Here is a 17,837-nt window from a genome sequence, read left to right on the forward strand (position 1 = left end):
CGCAGGGCGCGCGGTGCGCGCGCCCCCCGTCCCGTTCAGGCCGCCGGCGTTTCGTCGAGGCGGGTGCGGATCGGCGCGAAGGAAGTGCGGTGGTGGCGGCACACGCCGAGCGCCGCCAATGCCTGCTGGTGCTCGGGCGTGCCATAGCCCATGTGCCGCTCGAAGCCATAGCCGGGATGCGCCGCCCCGAGCGCGCCCATCAGCCGGTCGCGCGTCACCTTGGCGACGATGGACGCCGCCGCAATGGACGCCACCAGCCCGTCGCCGCCGATGATGGTGTGCGCCGCGCAGGGCACGGGCGGCAGGTCATTGCCATCCACCAGCACCAGCCGCGGGGCGCGCGACAGGCCGGCCACCGCGCGGGCCAGCGCCCATAGCGTCGCCTGGCGGATATTATGGCCATCGATACGGATCGGCGGGGCGAAGGCCAGCGAGACATCGGCGGTGGCGCAGATCTCCTCGAACAGCCGCTCGCGCTGGGCGGCCGACAGGCGCTTGGAATCGTCGAGCCCCACGGGCACGCGCACGGGGTCCAGCACCACGGCGCAGGCGACCACCGGCCCGGCCCACGGGCCGCGCCCCACTTCGTCGACACCCGCCACCGGCACCTCGCCCGCACGGTGCGCCGCGTGCTCCCGCGAAAAGTCCGGTTTCTGTCGCGGCTCGGCCATGATGGAAGGTCTCTCATAGGAATCGGTGCACGGCTGGCGCGTTTCGCCCGCGCGATTCGCGCCGTCGCCCGCGCCGCACCATGCCGAGCAGGCGGCAGGGATGCAACATTTCCACCCGCCCGTCGGCGGATGAGCCTATAAGGCCGGGCAACCATTCGAGCGGATCATGAACTGGTCGGAACGCATTCAGGAATTCGTCACGCTCTGGGTGGTGATCGACCCGCTGGGCACGCTTCCCGTCTTCCTGGCGGTGACGGCAGGGCTCAGCGCGGCGGACCGCACCAAGGCGGCGCTGCTCTCCACCCTCGTCTCCTTCGGCGTGCTGGTGTTCTTCGCCATGGCGGGGCACTGGCTGCTGCGGTCGATGGATGTGTCGATCGAGTCGTTCCAGATCGCCGGCGGCATCGTGCTGTTCCTGTTCGCGCTCACCATGATCCACGGCAAGAGCCACGGCGATCCGCATGCGCCGGCCGAGATGAACCCGCTCGAGATCGCCATCTATCCGCTCGCCATCCCCTCGATCGCCAGCCCGGGCGCGATGCTGGCGGCGGTGGTGCTGACCGATACCGCGCGGCATGATTTTTCCGAGCGGATCATGACCATCGCCACCTTCAGCCTGGTGCTCGGGATGACGCTCCTCATCATGCTGGCGGCCGGCCGCCTGGGGCAGCTGATCGGCCGTGGCGGCGCTTCCATCATCAGCCGGGTGATGGGCATGATCCTCGCCGCGCTGGCGGTCGACCTCATCCTCAGCGCCACCTCCCAGTGGCTGCACCTGCCGCCGATCTGAGGCGCCGGGCCCACGCGGGCCGTCCTTCGCCGCGCAACGTCGTCGTCGGGCCAGACACCGCCATCCCCATCTTCGTTTCAGCAGCCGCCCCTCGGCCAAGCCCGGGGATGACGGCGCAACGGTGGAATGCCGCAACAAAAAGGGCGCGGCTTGCGCCGCGCCCTTTTCATTCAATTGAAGCCCGCAGGAGCGGATGGACCCCCGAGGAAGTCCATGCCGCCACCGAAGTCGGCTGTTGCCGAGTTCGGCATCAAGAAACCGCAGGGGTGGATGGACTTCCTCAGAAGTCCATGCCGCCACCTAAGCCGGGCTTGCCCGGCTTAGGCACTCAGCGAAAAGCAGGGGCGAATGGACTTCCTCAGAAGTCCATGCCGCCCATGCCGCCGCCGCCGGGCATGGAGGGGGCGCCGCCGTCGCGCTTGGGCGCATCGGCGATCATCGCTTCGGTGGTGATCAGCAGGCCGGCGACCGAGGCCGCGTCCTGCAGGGCGGTGCGAACGACCTTGGCCGGGTCGACGATGCCGGAGGCGATCATGTCGACGAACTGCTCGGTCTGGGCGTTGAAGCCGAAGTTCGGGTCCTTCGATTCCAGCACCTTGCCGACCACGATCGAGCCCTCGACGCCGGAATTCTCGGCGATCTGGCGGATCGGGGCCTCAAGCGCGCGCAGCACGATCTTGATGCCGGCCTGGATGTCCGGGTTGTCGGAGGTCAGCTTCTCCACGGCCTTCTTGGCGCGCAGAAGGGCGATGCCACCGCCGGGGACGATGCCTTCCTGCACAGCCGCGCGGGTGGCGTTGAGCGCGTCGTCGACGCGGTCCTTCTTTTCCTTCACTTCGACTTCGGTCGCGCCGCCGACGCGGATCACCGCGACGCCGCCGGCGAGCTTGGCCAGGCGCTCCTGCAGCTTCTCGCGGTCATAGTCCGAGGTGGTTTCCTCGATCTGCGCCTTGATCTGCGCGACGCGGCCCTCGATGTCCTTCTTCTTGCCGGCGCCATCGATGACGGTGGTCTTTTCCTTCTCGATGATCACCTTCTTGGCGCGGCCGAGCATGGTGAGGTTGACGCTCTCCAGCTTGATGCCGAGCTCTTCGGAGATGACCTGGCCACCGGTGAGGATGGCGATGTCTTCCAGCATGGCCTTGCGGCGATCACCGAAGCCCGGAGCCTTGACGGCCGCGACCTTGAGGCCGCCGCGCAGCTTGTTGACGACGAGCGTGGCCAGGGCCTCGCCCTCGACATCCTCGGCGACGATCAGCAGCGGCTTGCCGGACTGCACCACGGCTTCGAGCACGGGCAGGATCGCCTGCAGGCCGGAAAGCTTCTTGTCGAAGATGAGCATGTAGGGATCTTCGAGATCCACCGTCATCTTCTCGGCATTGGTGATGAAGTAGGGCGAGAGATAGCCACGGTCGAACTGCATGCCTTCGACCACGTCGAGCTCGGTCTCGGCGGTCTTGGCTTCCTCGACGGTGATCACGCCCTCATTGCCGACGCGCTGCATCGCACCGGCGATCATTTCGCCGATCGAGGCATCGCCATTGGCGGAGATGGTGCCGACCTGCGCGACTTCGTCGGTGTTCTTCACCTTCTTGGCGCGCTTCTCGATATCCTTGATCGCCTCGGCGACCGCGAGGTCGACGCCGCGCTTCAGGTCCATCGGGTTCATGCCGGCGGCGACGAACTTGGCGCCTTCACGGACGATCGACTGGGCGAGCACGGTGGCGGTGGTGGTGCCGTCGCCGGCGAGGTCGTTGGTCTTGGAGGCGACCTCACGCACCAGCTGGGCGCCGAGATTTTCGAAGCGGTCCTCGAGCTCGATCTCCTTGGCGACGGTGACGCCGTCCTTGGTGATGCGCGGGGCGCCGAAGCTCTTCTCGATCACGACATTGCGGCCCTTGGGGCCGAGCGTGACCTTCACCGCATTGGCGAGGATATCGACGCCGCGCAGCATCCGTTCGCGGGCATCGCCGGCAAATTTAACGTCTTTGGCAGCCATCTGGCCTACTCCTGAAATTCAGAATGTCGGGGAAGGATAAGGTCGGCTCAGCCGACGATGCCCATGACGTCCGATTCCTTCATGATCAGGAGGTCCTGACCGTCGATCTTGACCTCGGTGCCCGACCACTTGCCGAACAGCACCTTGTCGCCGGCCTTGACGTCGAGCGGGACGAGCTTGCCGGCCTCGTCGCGGGCGCCGGGGCCGACGGAGAGCACTTCGCCCTGCGAGGGCTTTTCCTTGGCGCTGTCGGGGATGATGATGCCGCCCGCCGTCTTTTCTTCGGCGTCGAGGCGCTTCACCACGATGCGGTCATGCAGGGGGCGGAACTTCAGCTTGGCCATCGGTAGATCCTCGGTCTTCCTATCGCGCGCCGTCGTGGCGCTGGGTATGGAGCTTACTAGCACTCTTCAGAGGCGAGTGCCAAACTTGCAGCGGAGATAGGAACGGTGCCCGAGTGAGTCAAGCGCACCGGGCGACCTTCGTCTGTCATAGTGCGTCATGCGGCGCGGGCGGGCGCGGGTCATGAAAAAACCCGGCCCGCGCAGGGCGCGAACCGGGTGTTTGACGGCCGTGGAAGCGGCGATCAGGCCGACTTCTTGATGGTCTTCTCGACCGAGGCCTTGATCGGCTCGGCGGTGTCGGTGGCGACCTTCTGGGCCAGGGTCGAGAGTTCCTTGGCCTGGGCCGAGAGCACGTCGAACTGCTTGCGCATATGGCCGGTGGAAAGCTCCACCGCTTCCGAGACGCTCTTGGCGCCGAACAGCGCGCCCATATAGTCGAAGGCGGCGTTCACATTGGTGCGCAGCGACTCGAGGGCCACCGTGTTGTACTCGGTGAGGCCGCGCGAGGCGGTGCTGTAGGTGTCTTCGAGCAGGTCGGTGGTCTCTTCGGCGTTGGCCTTGAACTTCTCATAGGTGTCGCGCGCGTTCTGCACGCTCTTCTCGGCCATTTCACGCACGACGGCGGGCACTTCCACGCCGGCCGACATGTCGAACTTCGGCATCTCGAACTTGGGCATGGCGGCCTCGAAAGCCGAGGTGGCGGCCTTGGCGGCCTTTTTCGGGGACGGGGTGATGGGGGTAGCGTCAACCATGGGTTTTCTCCTCGCAGTCGCGGCGGATTCAGGATGGCGGCGACCGCTCCGCGCTGGCGGTCGCGCCCTGACCGGCAAAGGCGCTGTCAGAGTGAAACCCGACCCTCTGCCTCGTCTGGCCCCCTATAATTGTGCACTGCAACATAATATTGCAATGCACAAACCACCCAGAGCTGCAAATTTTTTCAACTTTTTTTTAGCGACGCCGCTGACCGCGTCGCCTCACGTCGCGCTCACGCGCCGCTCAATTGTCGCCCTTGGCGAAGGGCGAGGCCGCGCTGGCATGCTGGCCGATGGCCTTGGCCTGCTCGGTGAGGCGGGCGGCCTGTTCCTTCACATAGTCGGCGTGCAGCCGCGTCCACTCGTCCACCGTGGTCGCCTTGGCGAGGCGCGAGGCGAAATCGAACCCGGCGGCGATGTTGGCTTCGGCGAAATCCAGCGTGGTGCGGCCCATGTCGCGGGCATTGCCATGCGCCGCGTCGACCTTTCGGCTGGCATCGTCGAGCGCCTTGTGCGCGGCCGTGAGGAAGCCGTCGATCGCCGCGCGCGCCTGCCCCACGCCCTGCTCGGCGATGGCGCGCAGCTCGGGGGGAACGTCGAGTTTCGGATTGTCGGCCATGGCGAAAACTCCTCCGGATGACGATGTGGGAGTGTAGACGCAACGTAAGGCAAGGCTATCCGGCCTGATGCCTACGTCTAAAGTAGGAGACGCCTGGCAAAACGCAACGGAATTCACCCTCCCGCCGCGCCCCGGTTGCGTTTGGTTAACCGGGATCGGTGGCAACCAATTAACCGGAAAAGGTGAAGCTGGCGCGACAGGGGGCCCGGCGCATGGCAAGCGGCGCCGGCCCGGATTAGTGTTGACAGGCGGCAACAGGCTCTTCCGGGCCCGACGCCGGCATCCGGTTCGCACCGGCGGGATCATTCAGGCGACCATGAACACCGACGATTTCGGCACTTCGGCGACGCAGAACCTGCGTGCTCAGGCGGCCACGGCGCTCGCCGGGGCGGCGCCGGCCGTGCTCGTGCGGGCCGATGGAACGCCGATCGCCGCCAATGAGGCCGGCCGCGCGGTGCTGGACGAGGCCGCGCTGCGCACGCTCGCGCCGCGCCTTGCCGCCACGCTGCGCCCCGCCCGCCCGGCGCGGCTGGAGCGGCTGCGCCTGCCCGGTGCGCTCACCCCCGCCACCTTCGCCTGTTCCCTGCTCGCCGCCGGCGGCGCGCGGGCGCTGCTGCTGGTCGGGCTCGACGCGGTCCCCGCCCGCCCGGTGGCACAAGCCGCGCCCACGGCGACGACGCCCGCGCCCCCCGCGCCGGCCCGCTTCACCTGGAGCACCGGCCCCGATGCCCGGCTGAACCGCATCGACCCGCGCCTTGCCGCCGCGCTGGCGCGGGCGCCGGAAGAGCTTGCCGGCCTCGACTGGCGGGCGCTCGGCGCGCTCGACGCGCACCGGGCGGTGACGGAAGGCGCCAGCTTCACCCATCTGGCGGTGCTTGTGCCCACCGGGCGCGGCGATGGCCTCGACATCGAGCTGGGCGGCGCGCCCATTCGCGGCGACGGCATGCGCGGCTTCGGCCTGGTCAAGGGTCGCCGGCCGCTGGAGGCCGGCGCCGAGGCCCCGACCCTGCCCCCGGCAATGCCGCCCGCGATGTCCCCGGCACTGCCGCCGCGCGCGACCATTTCGGCTCCCGAAGGCCCACCGCCCGAGGCGCCCCTGCCGCCCGTCACCCCACCCCAGCCCCCGATGGCGGACCTCACCCCGCCGGTGCGGGTGACGCTGAGCCTTGTGCCCTCCCCCGCCAATGTCGTGCCGCTGCGCGCCGGCAGCCATGAGGCCGGGCGCGACAATGTCCGCTCCTCCTGGGAAGGGCTGTCGACCGGCGAGCGCAACGCCTTCCGCGAGATCGCCCGCGCGCTGGGCGCCCGGCTGGAAGGCGTCGACGACCCTGCCGAGCCGGCGCCGGACTCCGCGCCCGAACCGGCCCAACATCCGGTGCCGCCGGCCGTCGACCCAGCCTCCCAAATGCCCGCGACGCCTGCGCCCGCGCCCCCCGCCCCCGTGGCCCAGGACAATGCCGACCCGACCCCGGCCGCAGCGGACACCGGCGCAAGCGAAGGCGCGCAGGAAGGCGAGCGCCCCGCAGAGGCCACCGGCCTGCGCCGCGTGCTCTCCGAAGGCGAGCGCCCGGTGCTGGACCGCCTGCCGCTCGGCCTCATCGCCTTTCGCGGCGACCGGCTGCTCTACGCCAACCGCGCCCTGCTGGAATGGACCGGCCATGCCGACCTCGCCGCGCTGGAAGCGGCGGGCGGCCTGCCCTCGCTGTTCGACACCGGCCCAACCGAGGCGGGCGAAGCGGCGGGCGAGGATGTGTTGCTGACCATCCGCGGCGCCGATGGCACGCCGATCCGCGTCGAAGCGCGGCTGATGGCCTCCCCCTGGGAGGGCGGCCCGGCAATGCTCTATGTGCTGCACCGCGCCAGCGCCCCCGACAGCGCCGATGCCCTCAACGAAGCGCGCGTCACCGAGGCGCGCGTCACCGAGGCGCGTCTTGCCGAGGAGCGCATCGCCGAGGCGCGCGCGGCCGATGCCCGCGTGGCCGACGAGCGCCTGCGCCAGGCCGAGCTCGCTTTGCGCGAGGCGGAGAGTTCCAGCCGCGAGCTGCGCGCCATTCTCGACACCGCCACCGACGGCGTCGTGCTGATCGACGCCGCCGGCACCGTGCTGTCGATGAACCACCCGGCGGAAGCGCTGTTCGGCTTCAATGCCGGCGAGGTGAAGGGCGAATCCTTCACCTTGCTGCTGGCGCCGGAAAGCCACCGCGCGGCGGTGGACTATCTCGATGGCCTCGCCGCCAATGGCGTCGCCAGCGTGCTCAATGACGGGCGCGAAGTGATCGGCCGGGTGCGCGAGGGCGGGCTGATCCCGCTGTTCATGACGGTCGGCCGGGTGGGCGATGATCCCACCAAATTCTGCGCCGTGCTGCGCGACATCACCCAGTGGAAGCGCGCCGAGGAGGAGCTGATCGAGGCCAAGCGCCTCGCCGAGCGCGCCAACCTCGCCAAGTCCGACTTCCTCGCCAAGATCAGCCACGAGATACGCACCCCGCTCAACGCCATTATCGGCTTCTCGGAAGTGATGATGGAGGAGCGCTTCGGGCAGGTGGAGAACCAGCGCTACCGCGACTATCTGCGCGACATCCACGCCTCGGGCGAGCACCTCATCTCGCTGATCAACGATCTGCTCGACCTGTCGAAGATCGAGGCCGGCAAGCTCGACCTCGCCTTCACCAGCGTGTCGCTGAACGAGGTGGTGCAGCAATGCATGGGCATCATGCAGCCGCAGGCCAACCGCGAGCGCATCATCATCCGCTCCTCGCTCGCCAGCGACCTGCCGCCCGTGGTGGCCGACACCCGCTCGATCCGGCAGATCGTGCTCAACCTCGTCTCCAACTCGATCAAGTTCACCCAGCCCGGCGGGCAGGTGATCCTGTCGACGACGCTGACCGAGGAGGGCGAAGTGGTGCTGCGGGTGCGCGACACCGGGGTCGGCATGTCGGAATCCGACGTGGTGCTCGCGATGGAGCCCTTCCGCCAGATCACCACCTCGGCCCGCGCCGGTTCCGGCGGCACTGGCCTCGGCCTGCCGCTGACCAAGGCGCTGGCCGAAGCCAACCGCGCCGCCTTCAACATCCGCAGCGCGGTGGATGTCGGCACCATCGTCGAGATCATCTTCCCCTCGACCCGGGTGCTGGCGGAGTAGCGCCTCAGGGCGCGGGGACGGAGACGTCCAGTTTTTCCGTGGGCCCGAGCAGGGCGCGGCCGGCGCCGGAGCGGCGGATCAGCGCCTGCGGGTCCGGCAGCAGGATAGGCCGCTGCCAGTCGCCGCGAACAATGAAGGGCAGCGAAAACGCCACGGCAGGCGCCGCCTGCGGCGAGCCCCCATTCGCCGCCGACGTTCCGTTCGCGGCTGAACTCCCGTCCGCCAAACCCGCCGGATCGGCGGCGGTCAGGCTCGCCGCCATGCCGGGCAGGACCGTGTCGGCGGCGGCGGCCCCTGCGGAATCCACAGCGTCCGGGCCGGCGCCGTTGCGCGCGTCGCTCATCGTCGCCCCGGCCTTGCCGGCCGGCGCCGCGCGCACCAGCTGGGCGAGGCCGGAGAGGTCGAGCGCGCGCGAGGCGACCGGGCTTTCCCCGGCGAGCGCCACATGCAGCGTGTCGCTGGAGAGGTCGAGCCGGTCGAGCTTGACGACGCCGCCGGCGATGCGCGCATCGACCACGATTTCGGCGAAGGGCGTGCGCCCGCCGCGCAGATCACCGCCGGAGAGCGGGCGCTTCTCCAGCCGCGCCAGAATGCGCCCGACATCGATGCCGACCAGACCGCCCTGGCTGCCGGTGAGGGTGAAGGCGCCGCCGAGGCCCTGCGCGATATCCATAATGCTGGTGCCGCCGCCCACCGCCGACAGCCGGAACGAGCCGGTGCCTTCGAGCCGCTGGAAGCGGAACAGTTCGCCCAGCGCGGCGCCCAGCGCCACATCATCGGCGGAAAGGTCCATCCGCACATTCATCCCCGGCCCGGCCGGGCGCGGCGACAGCTGCAGCGAGGCCCGGAACAGCCCGCCCCACGCCTCGGCCTCGCCGATGGTGAGCGAGAGCCGCCCGCCCTTGGCGGTGGCGCTGGCGGCCATGCGCTGCAGATCGGCACCGCCGAGGCGGACACGCCCGGCGGAGAGCCGCAATTCGACATCCATCGCCTGGGTCGGGCCGAGATCGATCGCCTCGCGGCTCCAGCCGCTCTGATGCGGGCTGGACAGGCTCAGTTCGCCATAGGGAGAAAGGTCGATGGTCTCGCTCGCCAGCGAGCCCTGCAGCATGGGGCGGGCGCCGTCGATGCGCAGGTTGAAGGCGCCGACGCCGGAATTGCCGTCGAGATCGAGCCGCGCCTGGCTCAGCTGGGCGCCCTGCGCCGAGACGAGCGCCATGCCGCGCAGGTCGAAGGCGCCGAAGCCGCGTTCGGTCGGCGCTTCCATTCCCAGCCAGGCCAGCGCCTCGCGCAGCTGCCCGGCGGACACCTTGAGGTCGCCGGAGACCACCGGCCCGCCCGCCAGCCGCGCCCCGCCGGTGAAGCTGGCGCGCGCCAGCGGCGCGCTCAGCGACAAGGTGAGCCCGCCGACCTCGCCCACCGCCAGCGCCCGCAGGCCGGTCAGCCTTCCATCGATCTCCAACGGCTCGCCGCGCCACTGCGCCCGGCCCGCCACCTCGACGCTGCCGCCGCCGCGCCAGCCAATGGTCAGGTCCGCCTGGGGAATGAGGATGTCGACCGCCGCGCCGCGGGCGATGCCGACGCTGCCATTGGTGACGACGAGATCGCCGCGCGATTCGGCCGTGCCGAGAGCGCCGATGAAACCGCTCAGCGCCGCCAGCCCGTCGCCCGGATCGGCCAGGGTCAGGCGGGCGTCGGTGAGTTCGATATGGTCGGCGCGCACATGCCCGGCCAGCAGGGGCAGCAGGTCGAGCACCACCCGCATATGCGGCACGTCGAGCTTCGCGCGCGGGTCATTGAGGCTCACAGCGCCGAGCGTCAGCGCCGGCCAGGGCAGCACGGCGAAGGAAACCGGCCCGTCGAGCGTCGGCTCGGCCCCGGTGGCGGCGGCGATCATCGCCCGCGCCTGCTCCCGCAGCGTCTCCTCGGAGGCGAGCTTGGGCGCCAGCACGCCGGCCACCATCGCCAGAGCCAGCGGCACGAGGAGGAATGGAATGAACTTCTTCATTGTGTCGTCATGCTCCCCGCCCTCGCTACCGCATCGGAGCGAAGCCGCGCAAGCAAGGGCCGCGCTCAGAGAGGTACGGGTCGCGCGCGGGTGCCGTACCAAGGTTACCGCAACATGTTGGCGCTCTGTGTCTGTTTGATGGCCTGACAGACAACCCGGCCGGCGCTATGACTGCTGCAGTGCGAAACGCCGCGGGGACGGCGCGTGAAACGAAGGGGAGGACGGCATGGGAGAGGCAGGCTTTGCAACCACGGGTCAGGCGCCGCTGTGGACGCCGAGCCCCGAACGTGTTGCCCATAGCCAGATCACCGCCTTCATCGCCCGCGTGAACGCCCGCCACGGCACCGCGCTGGCCGATTACCGCGCGCTGCACGCCTGGTCGATCGCCCATCCCGCCGCCTTCTGGGAGGAGGTGTGGGACCTCGGCGAAGTGATCGGCACTCGCAGCGGTCCCTCGCTGGTCGATGGCGAGGCGATGCCCGGCGCGCAGTTCTTCCCCGAAGCGCGGCTGAACTATGCCGAGAACCTGTTGCGACCGCGCGATCCTGCAACCGTGGCGATGATCTTTCGCGGCGAGGACAAGGTGGAACGCCAGATCCGCTTCGGCGAACTCACCGATCTCGTCTCGCGCCTGCAGCAAGCCCTGCGCGCGGCCGGCGTCGGCGTCGGCGACCGGGTGGCCGCCACCATGCCGAACCTGCCCGAGACCATCGCGGTGATGCTGGCGGCCTCGTCGCTCGGCGCCGTGTTCTCCTCCTGCTCGCCCGATTTCGGCGAGCGCGGCATTCTCGACCGCTTCGGCCAGATCGAGCCCAAGGTCTATGTCGCCTGCGACGGCTATTGGTACAATGGCAAGCCGGTTTCCATCGCCGAGAAGCTGCGCGCCGCCGTGCCGCAGATGCCCAGCGTGACGACGACGCTTATCGTGCCCTATCTCGGCCAGGCGGAAGAGGTGGCGAAGAGCCTGCCGAACGGGGTGACGCTGGAGACCTTCCTCGCCCCCTATGTCCCCGCCCCGCTCACCTTCGAGCGGCTGCCCTTCAACCACCCGCTGTTCATCCTGTTCTCCTCCGGCACCACGGGCGCGCCGAAATGCATCGTGCACGGCGCCGGCGGCACGCTGCTCCAGCACATCAAGGAGCACCGGCTGCACTGCGATCTCGCGCCGGGCGACCGGCTGTTCTACTTCACCACCTGCGGCTGGATGATGTGGAACTGGCTGGTGACCGGCCTCGCCAGCCACCTCACCTTGTGCCTCTATGACGGCTCGCCCTTCGCCCCCAACGCCTCCGTGCTGTGGGACTATGCGGCGCAGGAGCGCTTCGCGCTGTTCGGCACCTCGGCCAAATATATCGACCAGCTGCGCAAGGAGGGCGTGCGCCCGGGCGCGACGCATGACCTCTCCGCGCTCAAGGCGATGACCTCCACCGGCTCGCCGCTGGCGCCGGAGAGCTTCGGCTTCGTCTATGAGGCGATCAAGCCTGACCTGCACCTCGCCTCGATCTCGGGCGGCACCGACATCGTCTCCTGCTTCGTGCTCGGCGACCCCACCGCGCCGGTCTATAAGGGCGAGATCCAGGCGGCGGGCCTCGGCATGGCGATCGAGGTGTGGTCGGACGAGGGCGTGCCCGTCACCGGCGAACGCGGCGAACTGGTCTGCACAAAACCCTTCCCCTGCATGCCGGTCATGTTCTGGAACGACCCGGAGGGCACCAAGTACCATGCCGCCTATTTCGAGCGCTTCCCCAATGTCTGGTGCCATGGCGATTTCGCCGAATGGACCGCCCATGGCGGGCTCATCATCCATGGCCGCTCCGACGCGACGCTGAACCCGCAGGGCGTGCGCATCGGCACTGCCGAAATCTACGCCCAGGCCGAGCAGATCCCGGAGATTGTCGAGGCCATCGCCATCGGCCAGGAATGGGACAATGACGTGCGGGTGGTGCTGTTCGTGCGGCTGCGCGAGGGGGCGGCGCTCGACGCCGAACTCGACAAGCGCATCCGCACCCAGATCCGCCTTGGCGCCAGCCCGCGCCACGTGCCGGCCCGCATTGTTGCGGTCGCCGACATTCCGCGCACCCGCTCGGGCAAGATCACCGAACTGGCGGTGCGCGATGTCGTGCATGGCCGCCCGGTGAAGAACACCGAGGCGCTGGCCAACCCCGACGCGCTGGAATTCTTCCGCAACCGGCCCGAACTGGCGGAGTGAGCGGCGGGCGCGCCCTCACCGCGCCCGTCATTCCCGGGCCGCCCTCCCGCCGTCATCCCCGGGCTTGACCCGGGGATCCACGTCTTGGGCGGGCCACGAGCCTGCGTGCTTCGAGGCCGGGCTGCGCCCGGCACCTCAGCATGACGAAGACTGCCCTGTTTCGACGCCCGTCATCCTGAGGCGCTCGGCACCGCCGAGCCTCGAAGGACGCAGGCCCTCACCGCTACGGAAACCCGCGGCCCGGCCCATCCTCACCCCTGCCGGGGCCGGGAGAGTCGCGCCAGCAGGATCACCGGTACCAGCCCCACCAGCACGATCAGCAGCGCCGCCAGCGCGCCGTCCTCATAGGTGCCGCGCGCGGCCTCGGCATAGACATGGCTGGCCAGCGTCTCGAAGTTCAGCGGCCGCAGCATCAGCGTCGCCGGCAGTTCCTTCATGCAGTCGACGAACACCAGCAGCGCCGCGCCGCCCAGCGCCGGCCGCAGCATCGGCAGATGCACCAGCCGCACCACCCCGCCCGGCTTCTCGCCGAGGCTGCGCGCCGCCATGTCGAGCGTGGTGCCGACCTTGCCATAGCCGGCTTCCAGCCCGCCAATGGGGATGGCGAGAAAGCGGATGACATAAGCGATGATGAGCGCCGCCCCGGAACCGGACAGCAGCAGCCCGGTGGAGACGCCGGTGAACTGCTGGCTGAGGCCGGAGACGAAATTGTCGAAGCCGGCCAGCGGCACCAGCAGGCCGACCGCCAGCACCGTGCCCGGCACGGCATAGCCCAGGCTCGCGAGGCGCAGCGCCAGCGCCGAGCGCAGCGCCCCGGTGCGCAGCGCCACCACCACGGCGAAGCCGAGCAGCAAGGCGAGCACGGTGCCGAGCGCGGCGAACAGCGCGGTGTTCGCCGTCTCGGTCAGGATCGTCTGCGAGACGCCATGAAACGAGATGCGCTTCCACGCCGCGAGGGCCAGGTGCCCGGCCGGCAGCACGAAGCCGAGCAGAACGGGGAGCAGGCAGGCGAGGAAGGCGAGCGCCCCCGCCCCGGCCGAGAGCGAGCGCCGCGCCGGCGGGCGGGCGCGGTCACCGATATTGCCGGTCCTCTGGTGGCGCCGACCCCAGCGCTCCAGCATCACAAGCGCGAACATCAGCGCCAGCATGCACAGCGCGATCTGCGCCGCGCCGGGCAGGCTGGAGCGGTTCAGCCAGGTGGAATAGATCGACAGGGTCAGCGTCTGCACGCCGAGGAATTCGGAGGCGCCGACGTCGTTCACCGTCTCCATCAGCGCCAGCGTCACCCCCACCGCGATCGCCGGGCGGGCGAGCGGCAGCGCGATGCGGAAGAACGCTTCCCCCGCCCCCGCCCCCAGCGTGCGGGCGGCATCGAGCACGGAAGCGGTCTGCACCAGGAAGGCGGCGCGGGCGGAGAGGTAGACATAGGGGTAGAGCACCAGCCCAAGCAGGATGATGCAGCCCGGCAGCGAGCGCACCTCCGGCAGCCAGAGGTCGCGCGGGCGCAGGCCGAAGCTGGTGCGGATCAGCGTCGGGATCGGCCCCAGCGGGTGCACCGCGTCGACATAGACGAAAGCCTGGATATAGGTCGGGATGGCGAGGGGCAGCAGCAGCGCCCATTCAAACACGCCGCGCCCGGGAAAGCGGCACACCGCCACCAGCCAGGCGGTGCCGGTGCCGATGATGGCGACAAAAGCGCCGACCCCGAGCACCAGAAGCGTGGTCTCGAACAGGGCGTGCGGAATGACATTGGCGATGAGGTGCGGCCAGAGATCGCCCGAGCCCTGCAGCGCGGTCCAGGACAGCGCCAGCAGCGGCAACAGCACCAGAAGCACGACCGCCCCCGCCGCCGCCCGCACGATGCGGGAGCCGGTGATGGGGGCGCGGCGGGGGGTGAGGGAAGCGGCCAGGCTCATCTTGCAAATGTCCCGGGACGGCAACCACCCCGGGACCCACTCCTGTCGGTGAAGCGTGGCGGGCGCCGCCCTTCAGCGCCGCCGGCGCGGGCTCAGTTGTCGAAGCCGACCTTGTCGGCGAGGTTCGCCGCCGCCTTGCGCGCCTTGGCGACCGCGACGAGATCGACATTGTCGACCTTCAGCGGGCCGAAGGCGGCGATGATCGGGTCGGCCGGGACGCCAGGGACAACGGGATATTCGAAGTTGGCCTTGGCGTAGAGTTCCTGCGCCTCGGGGGAGACGAGATATTCCAGCAGCTTGACGGCATTGCCTTTGTTCGGGGCGTTCTTGGCGACGCTGGCGCCTGAAATGTTCACATGGGTGCCGCCATTCTCGAAGGTGGGCAGCACGACATTGATCGCCTTGCCCCATTCTTCCTGCTCGGGGCCGCCCTTGCCGGAGCGCATCAGGCCGACATAGTAGGAATTGGCGAGGCCGATGTCGCAGATGTCGCCGAGAATGTCGCGCGCCACTTCACGGTCGCCACCGGCGGCCTTGCGGGCGAGGTTCGCCTTCACGCCCTTGAGCCATTCCTCGGCCTTGGCCTCGCCGTGATGGACGATATAGGCGGCGATCAGCGCGGTGTTGTAGGGGTGCTTGCCCGAGCGGATGCAGACCTCGCCCTTCCACTTCGGATCGGCGAAGCTCTCATAGGTGATCGCCGTGTCCTTCACCCGGTCTTTCGAGGTGTAGGCGACGCGGGCGCGGGCGGAGAGCGCGAACCAGTCGCCATCGGCGCCGCGCAGATTGGCGGGGATGGCCTTGTCCAGCACATCGGATTTGACGGGCTGGGTCACGCCCTGGTCGACGAGGTCGAGCAGCGCGCCGACATCCACCGTCATCAGCACGTCGGCGGGGGAGGCCTCGCCCTCCGCCTTCACCCGCTCGGCCAGCCCGTCCTTGACGAAAATGCTGTTCACCTTGACGCCGGTCTTCTCGGTGAAGGCGTCGAACAGCGGCTTGGCCAGGCCCGGCTCGCGGGTGGTGTAGATGTTGACGACCTCTTCGGCCGACGCGGCGATCGGCGCCAGCGCCAGGCTGGCGGCGATGAAGCCACCCAGAGCGAGGCGACGGGTGAACGGGGTGAGCGTGCGGGCAGTCATCGGCGTCTCCTGCGTGCGGATCGCCGGTCAACTGGCGATCGCATGGTTGACGTTACGTCTGTCGCAGGCGGTAGCCGACGGGGGCGCGCTGGTCAACAAAAAGCCGAGTGAACTCAATAACTTAGAATAAGTCTAATCAAAGACACAGGCGGAAACGCTTGACGCCGCGAGGTAAACCGCGCCGGCCACCAGCGCCGCCCCCGAAAGCCGGAGCCCCTGAACGCCGAAGGCCGGTCTCGCGACCGGCCTTCGCTAAAACCTTGACGAGGCGTCGAAAGCCTCAGTCGAGCCCGCCAATATGGTGCTGGGCGTAGAGCTGGATGCCGAGATTGGCGATCAGGTCGAGCTGGGTTTCGAGGAAGTCGATATGGCCTTCCTCGTCCTTCATCAGCTCCTTGAACAGGTCGCGGCTGGGATAGTCCTGCACCGACTCGGCATAGGTGGCGGCTTCCTGGTAGAGCGCGCGCGCCTCGATCTCGGCGGCGAGATCGCACTCGATCACTTCCTTGATGTCCTGGCCGATGCGCAGCGGGTCCAGCACCTGCAGGTTGGGCAGGCCTTCGAGGAACAGGATGCGATCGATGAAGCGATCGGCGTGCTGCATTTCCTCGATCGACTCGGCGCGCCACTTGGCGGCCAGCTTCTTGTAGCCCCAGTTGTCCAGCATGCGGTAATGCAGCCAGTACTGGTTGATCGCGGTAAGCTCCGAGCGGACGCCGCGGTTGAGATAGTCGATGACCTTTGAATCGCCCTTCATGGCGCCGCCTCTCCTGCTGCGAGATTGTGGCACCTGTTTAGAAAACTTCTAAGGAATAGGCAACCCATTATCGCACGCGGCCGGGCGCTCGAACCGGTTTTCACCCGGAGAGACGCGGCGGTGCAAGGCGCGCGCAGCGCCGGCATCAGGCATCCGCAAGAGAGGCGAAACCCGGCCTATTCGGCCGCCACGACATGGCCCGCCAGAGGCGCGGTCCGGGCGTGGTTGCCGGTAACGAGCCGGCGCGGGGTGCGGGTGTGCCGGCCATTGCTGGGGGCGTGCTCGCCATGGGCATGCGCGGCATGACCGTGCTCGCCATGGGAGTGTCCCGCATGGGAGTGTCCGGCATGGGAGTGTCCGGCATGGTCATGCCCGGCATGGCTGTGTTCGGCGTGGCTGTGTTCGGCGTGGCTGTGTTCGGCGTGCGGCTGCGCCGGCTGGCCGGGCGCCTGCGCCGACACCGGGCAGTCCAGCGGGCAGATCGAGCAGGCGCTGGCGGCCACATCGTCGAGCAGTTTGCGGATGGTGCGCGCGCAGCGCCCGCACTGCGCGCTGCAGCCGAGGCAGCGATAGACCTGCCCCACCGTGCGAACAGGCGCCGGCGTCTCCGTCACCGCGCTGCGGATCTGACGATCGGAAAGCACATTGCACGAACACACGATCATCGCGACGCGAAACCGAAGCTTTCAGGCGTTTAGAATTATTCTAAATATCGCCTTTGTCTTCTCTTTTCGCGCTATTCCGGCGGGCCGTCAATTGGCAAATGCCAATCTGCCGATCATGTGAGGTGATCGACTAGTCTTCGTCGGCTCAGATTTGAGAGATTCCAGATTAGACGTTGCCGCTCATCTCATCTGCACTTTTGAACGGCACCAAACTGGCGGTCTCGAACCCCTCCCACCGGGTGATGGGGTCGCCGGCCAGCCGGGCATAGAGCACATGGTCCTGCCAGCTGCCGTTGATGCAGAGATATTGCCGGCCATAGCCCTCGCGCCGGAAGCCGCTGGCCTCCAGCAGCCGCATCGAGGGCGCATTGTCCGGCAGGCATGCCGCCTCGATACGGCGCAGGCCGAGCGTGCCATGGGCGAAGGGCAGCAGCGTGCGCACCGCCGCGCCCATATAGCCCTTGCCGGCATAAGGCGCGCCCATCCAGTAGCCGAGGCTCGCGGTCTGGGTCACACCCCGGCGGATATTGGACAGCGACACGCCGCCCAGCAGCACCCGGTCGGCACGGCGGATCACCAGGAACGGGTAGGCCGCATCCTCGCGCACATCGCGGGCATAGCGGCGCATGCGCCGCCGGAACGAGCCGCGCGTCAGGTCATAGGGTGGCCAGGTCGGCTCCCACGGGGTGAGAAAGTCCCGGCTCTGCTCGCGCAGGGCCGACCAGGCGGCGAAGTCCGCCATTTGCGGCAGGCGCAGCAGCACCGTCTCACCCTCGACGAGCATGGGCGGCTCATGCCAGGAAACGGTGCGGAACAGGGCCAT

At 68.9% G+C, this 17,837-nt stretch carries 14 protein-coding genes; 3 read left to right on the forward strand and 11 right to left on the reverse strand.

Going from position 1 to position 17,837, the window contains the following annotated elements:
• Nucleotides 1-35 precede the first annotated feature (35 nt).
• Nucleotides 36-671 carry a ribonuclease HII gene (gene rnhB / locus J2S76_RS08465; protein WP_307059425.1) on the reverse strand — a complete coding sequence of 212 codons (636 nt, stop codon included), beginning with the start codon at nt 669-671 and terminating at the stop codon, nt 36-38.
• A 166-nt stretch (nt 672-837) separates the two neighbouring features.
• On the opposite strand from rnhB, the gene J2S76_RS08470 reads away from it, so the two are divergent.
• Nucleotides 838-1,461 (forward strand): MarC family protein, encoded by a 624-nt coding sequence (locus tag J2S76_RS08470; RefSeq protein ID WP_307059427.1) that lies wholly within the window; start codon nt 838-840, stop codon nt 1,459-1,461.
• 358 nt (nt 1,462-1,819) lie between these two features.
• On the opposite strand, the gene groL is transcribed toward J2S76_RS08470, so the two are convergent.
• From groL to J2S76_RS08490, 4 genes are all read right to left on the reverse strand, one after another.
• Nucleotides 1,820-3,460 (reverse strand): chaperonin GroEL, encoded by a 1,641-nt coding sequence (gene groL, locus J2S76_RS08475; protein ID WP_307059429.1) that lies wholly within the window; start codon nt 3,458-3,460, stop codon nt 1,820-1,822.
• Nucleotides 3,461-3,507: 47 nt separating this feature from the next.
• Nucleotides 3,508-3,795, reverse strand: coding sequence for a co-chaperone GroES (locus tag J2S76_RS08480; RefSeq protein ID WP_026221330.1), 288 nt, complete (start codon nt 3,793-3,795; stop codon nt 3,508-3,510).
• 251 nt (nt 3,796-4,046) lie between these two features.
• On the reverse strand, nt 4,047-4,556 hold the full coding sequence (locus J2S76_RS08485; RefSeq protein WP_307059433.1) for a phasin: 510 nt from the start codon (nt 4,554-4,556) through the stop codon (nt 4,047-4,049).
• 244 nt (nt 4,557-4,800) lie between these two features.
• Nucleotides 4,801-5,175: a phasin family protein gene (locus J2S76_RS08490; RefSeq protein ID WP_307059435.1), complete on the reverse strand. Its 375-nt coding sequence runs from the start codon at nt 5,173-5,175 to the stop codon at nt 4,801-4,803.
• A 316-nt stretch (nt 5,176-5,491) separates the two neighbouring features.
• Between J2S76_RS08490 and J2S76_RS08495 the strand changes: the two genes are divergently transcribed.
• The gene (locus tag J2S76_RS08495; RefSeq protein ID WP_307059437.1) at nt 5,492-8,317 is read left to right on the forward strand and encodes a PAS domain-containing protein; all 2,826 of its coding nucleotides are present in this window, start codon (nt 5,492-5,494) and stop codon (nt 8,315-8,317) included.
• A 4-nt stretch (nt 8,318-8,321) separates the two neighbouring features.
• Here J2S76_RS08495 and J2S76_RS08500 read toward each other — a convergent pair whose 3' ends face one another.
• Nucleotides 8,322-10,325 (reverse strand): AsmA family protein, encoded by a 2,004-nt coding sequence (locus tag J2S76_RS08500; RefSeq protein ID WP_307059440.1) that lies wholly within the window; start codon nt 10,323-10,325, stop codon nt 8,322-8,324.
• A gap of 226 nt (nt 10,326-10,551) precedes the next feature.
• Here J2S76_RS08500 and J2S76_RS08505 point away from each other — a divergent pair, with 226 nt between their 5' ends.
• Nucleotides 10,552-12,534, forward strand: coding sequence for an acetoacetate--CoA ligase (locus J2S76_RS08505; RefSeq protein ID WP_307059442.1), 1,983 nt, complete (start codon nt 10,552-10,554; stop codon nt 12,532-12,534).
• Between the two features lie 251 nt (nt 12,535-12,785).
• Here J2S76_RS08505 and J2S76_RS08510 read toward each other — a convergent pair whose 3' ends face one another.
• From J2S76_RS08510 to J2S76_RS08530, 5 genes are all read right to left on the reverse strand, one after another.
• Complete coding sequence (locus J2S76_RS08510; RefSeq protein ID WP_307059444.1) at nt 12,786-14,450, reverse strand: ABC transporter permease; 1,665 nt, start codon at nt 14,448-14,450, stop codon at nt 12,786-12,788.
• Between the two features lie 92 nt (nt 14,451-14,542).
• Nucleotides 14,543-15,592, reverse strand: coding sequence for an extracellular solute-binding protein (locus tag J2S76_RS08515; protein WP_307059446.1), 1,050 nt, complete (start codon nt 15,590-15,592; stop codon nt 14,543-14,545).
• Between the two features lie 280 nt (nt 15,593-15,872).
• Entirely contained in the window at nt 15,873-16,349 is a 477-nt protein-coding gene (bfr, locus tag J2S76_RS08520) for a bacterioferritin (protein WP_018389788.1), read from the reverse strand.
• Nucleotides 16,350-16,525: 176 nt separating this feature from the next.
• Nucleotides 16,526-17,014, reverse strand: a complete 489-nt coding sequence (locus J2S76_RS08525) for a (2Fe-2S)-binding protein (protein ID WP_307059450.1) — start codon at nt 17,012-17,014, stop codon at nt 16,526-16,528.
• Nucleotides 17,015-17,180: 166 nt separating this feature from the next.
• The gene (locus tag J2S76_RS08530; RefSeq protein ID WP_307059452.1) at nt 17,181-17,837 is read right to left on the reverse strand and encodes a GNAT family N-acetyltransferase; all 657 of its coding nucleotides are present in this window, start codon (nt 17,835-17,837) and stop codon (nt 17,181-17,183) included.

It is taken from the genome of Ancylobacter vacuolatus (genome assembly GCF_030813595.1).
Classification (GTDB): Bacteria; Pseudomonadota; Alphaproteobacteria; order Rhizobiales; family Xanthobacteraceae; genus Ancylobacter; species Ancylobacter vacuolatus.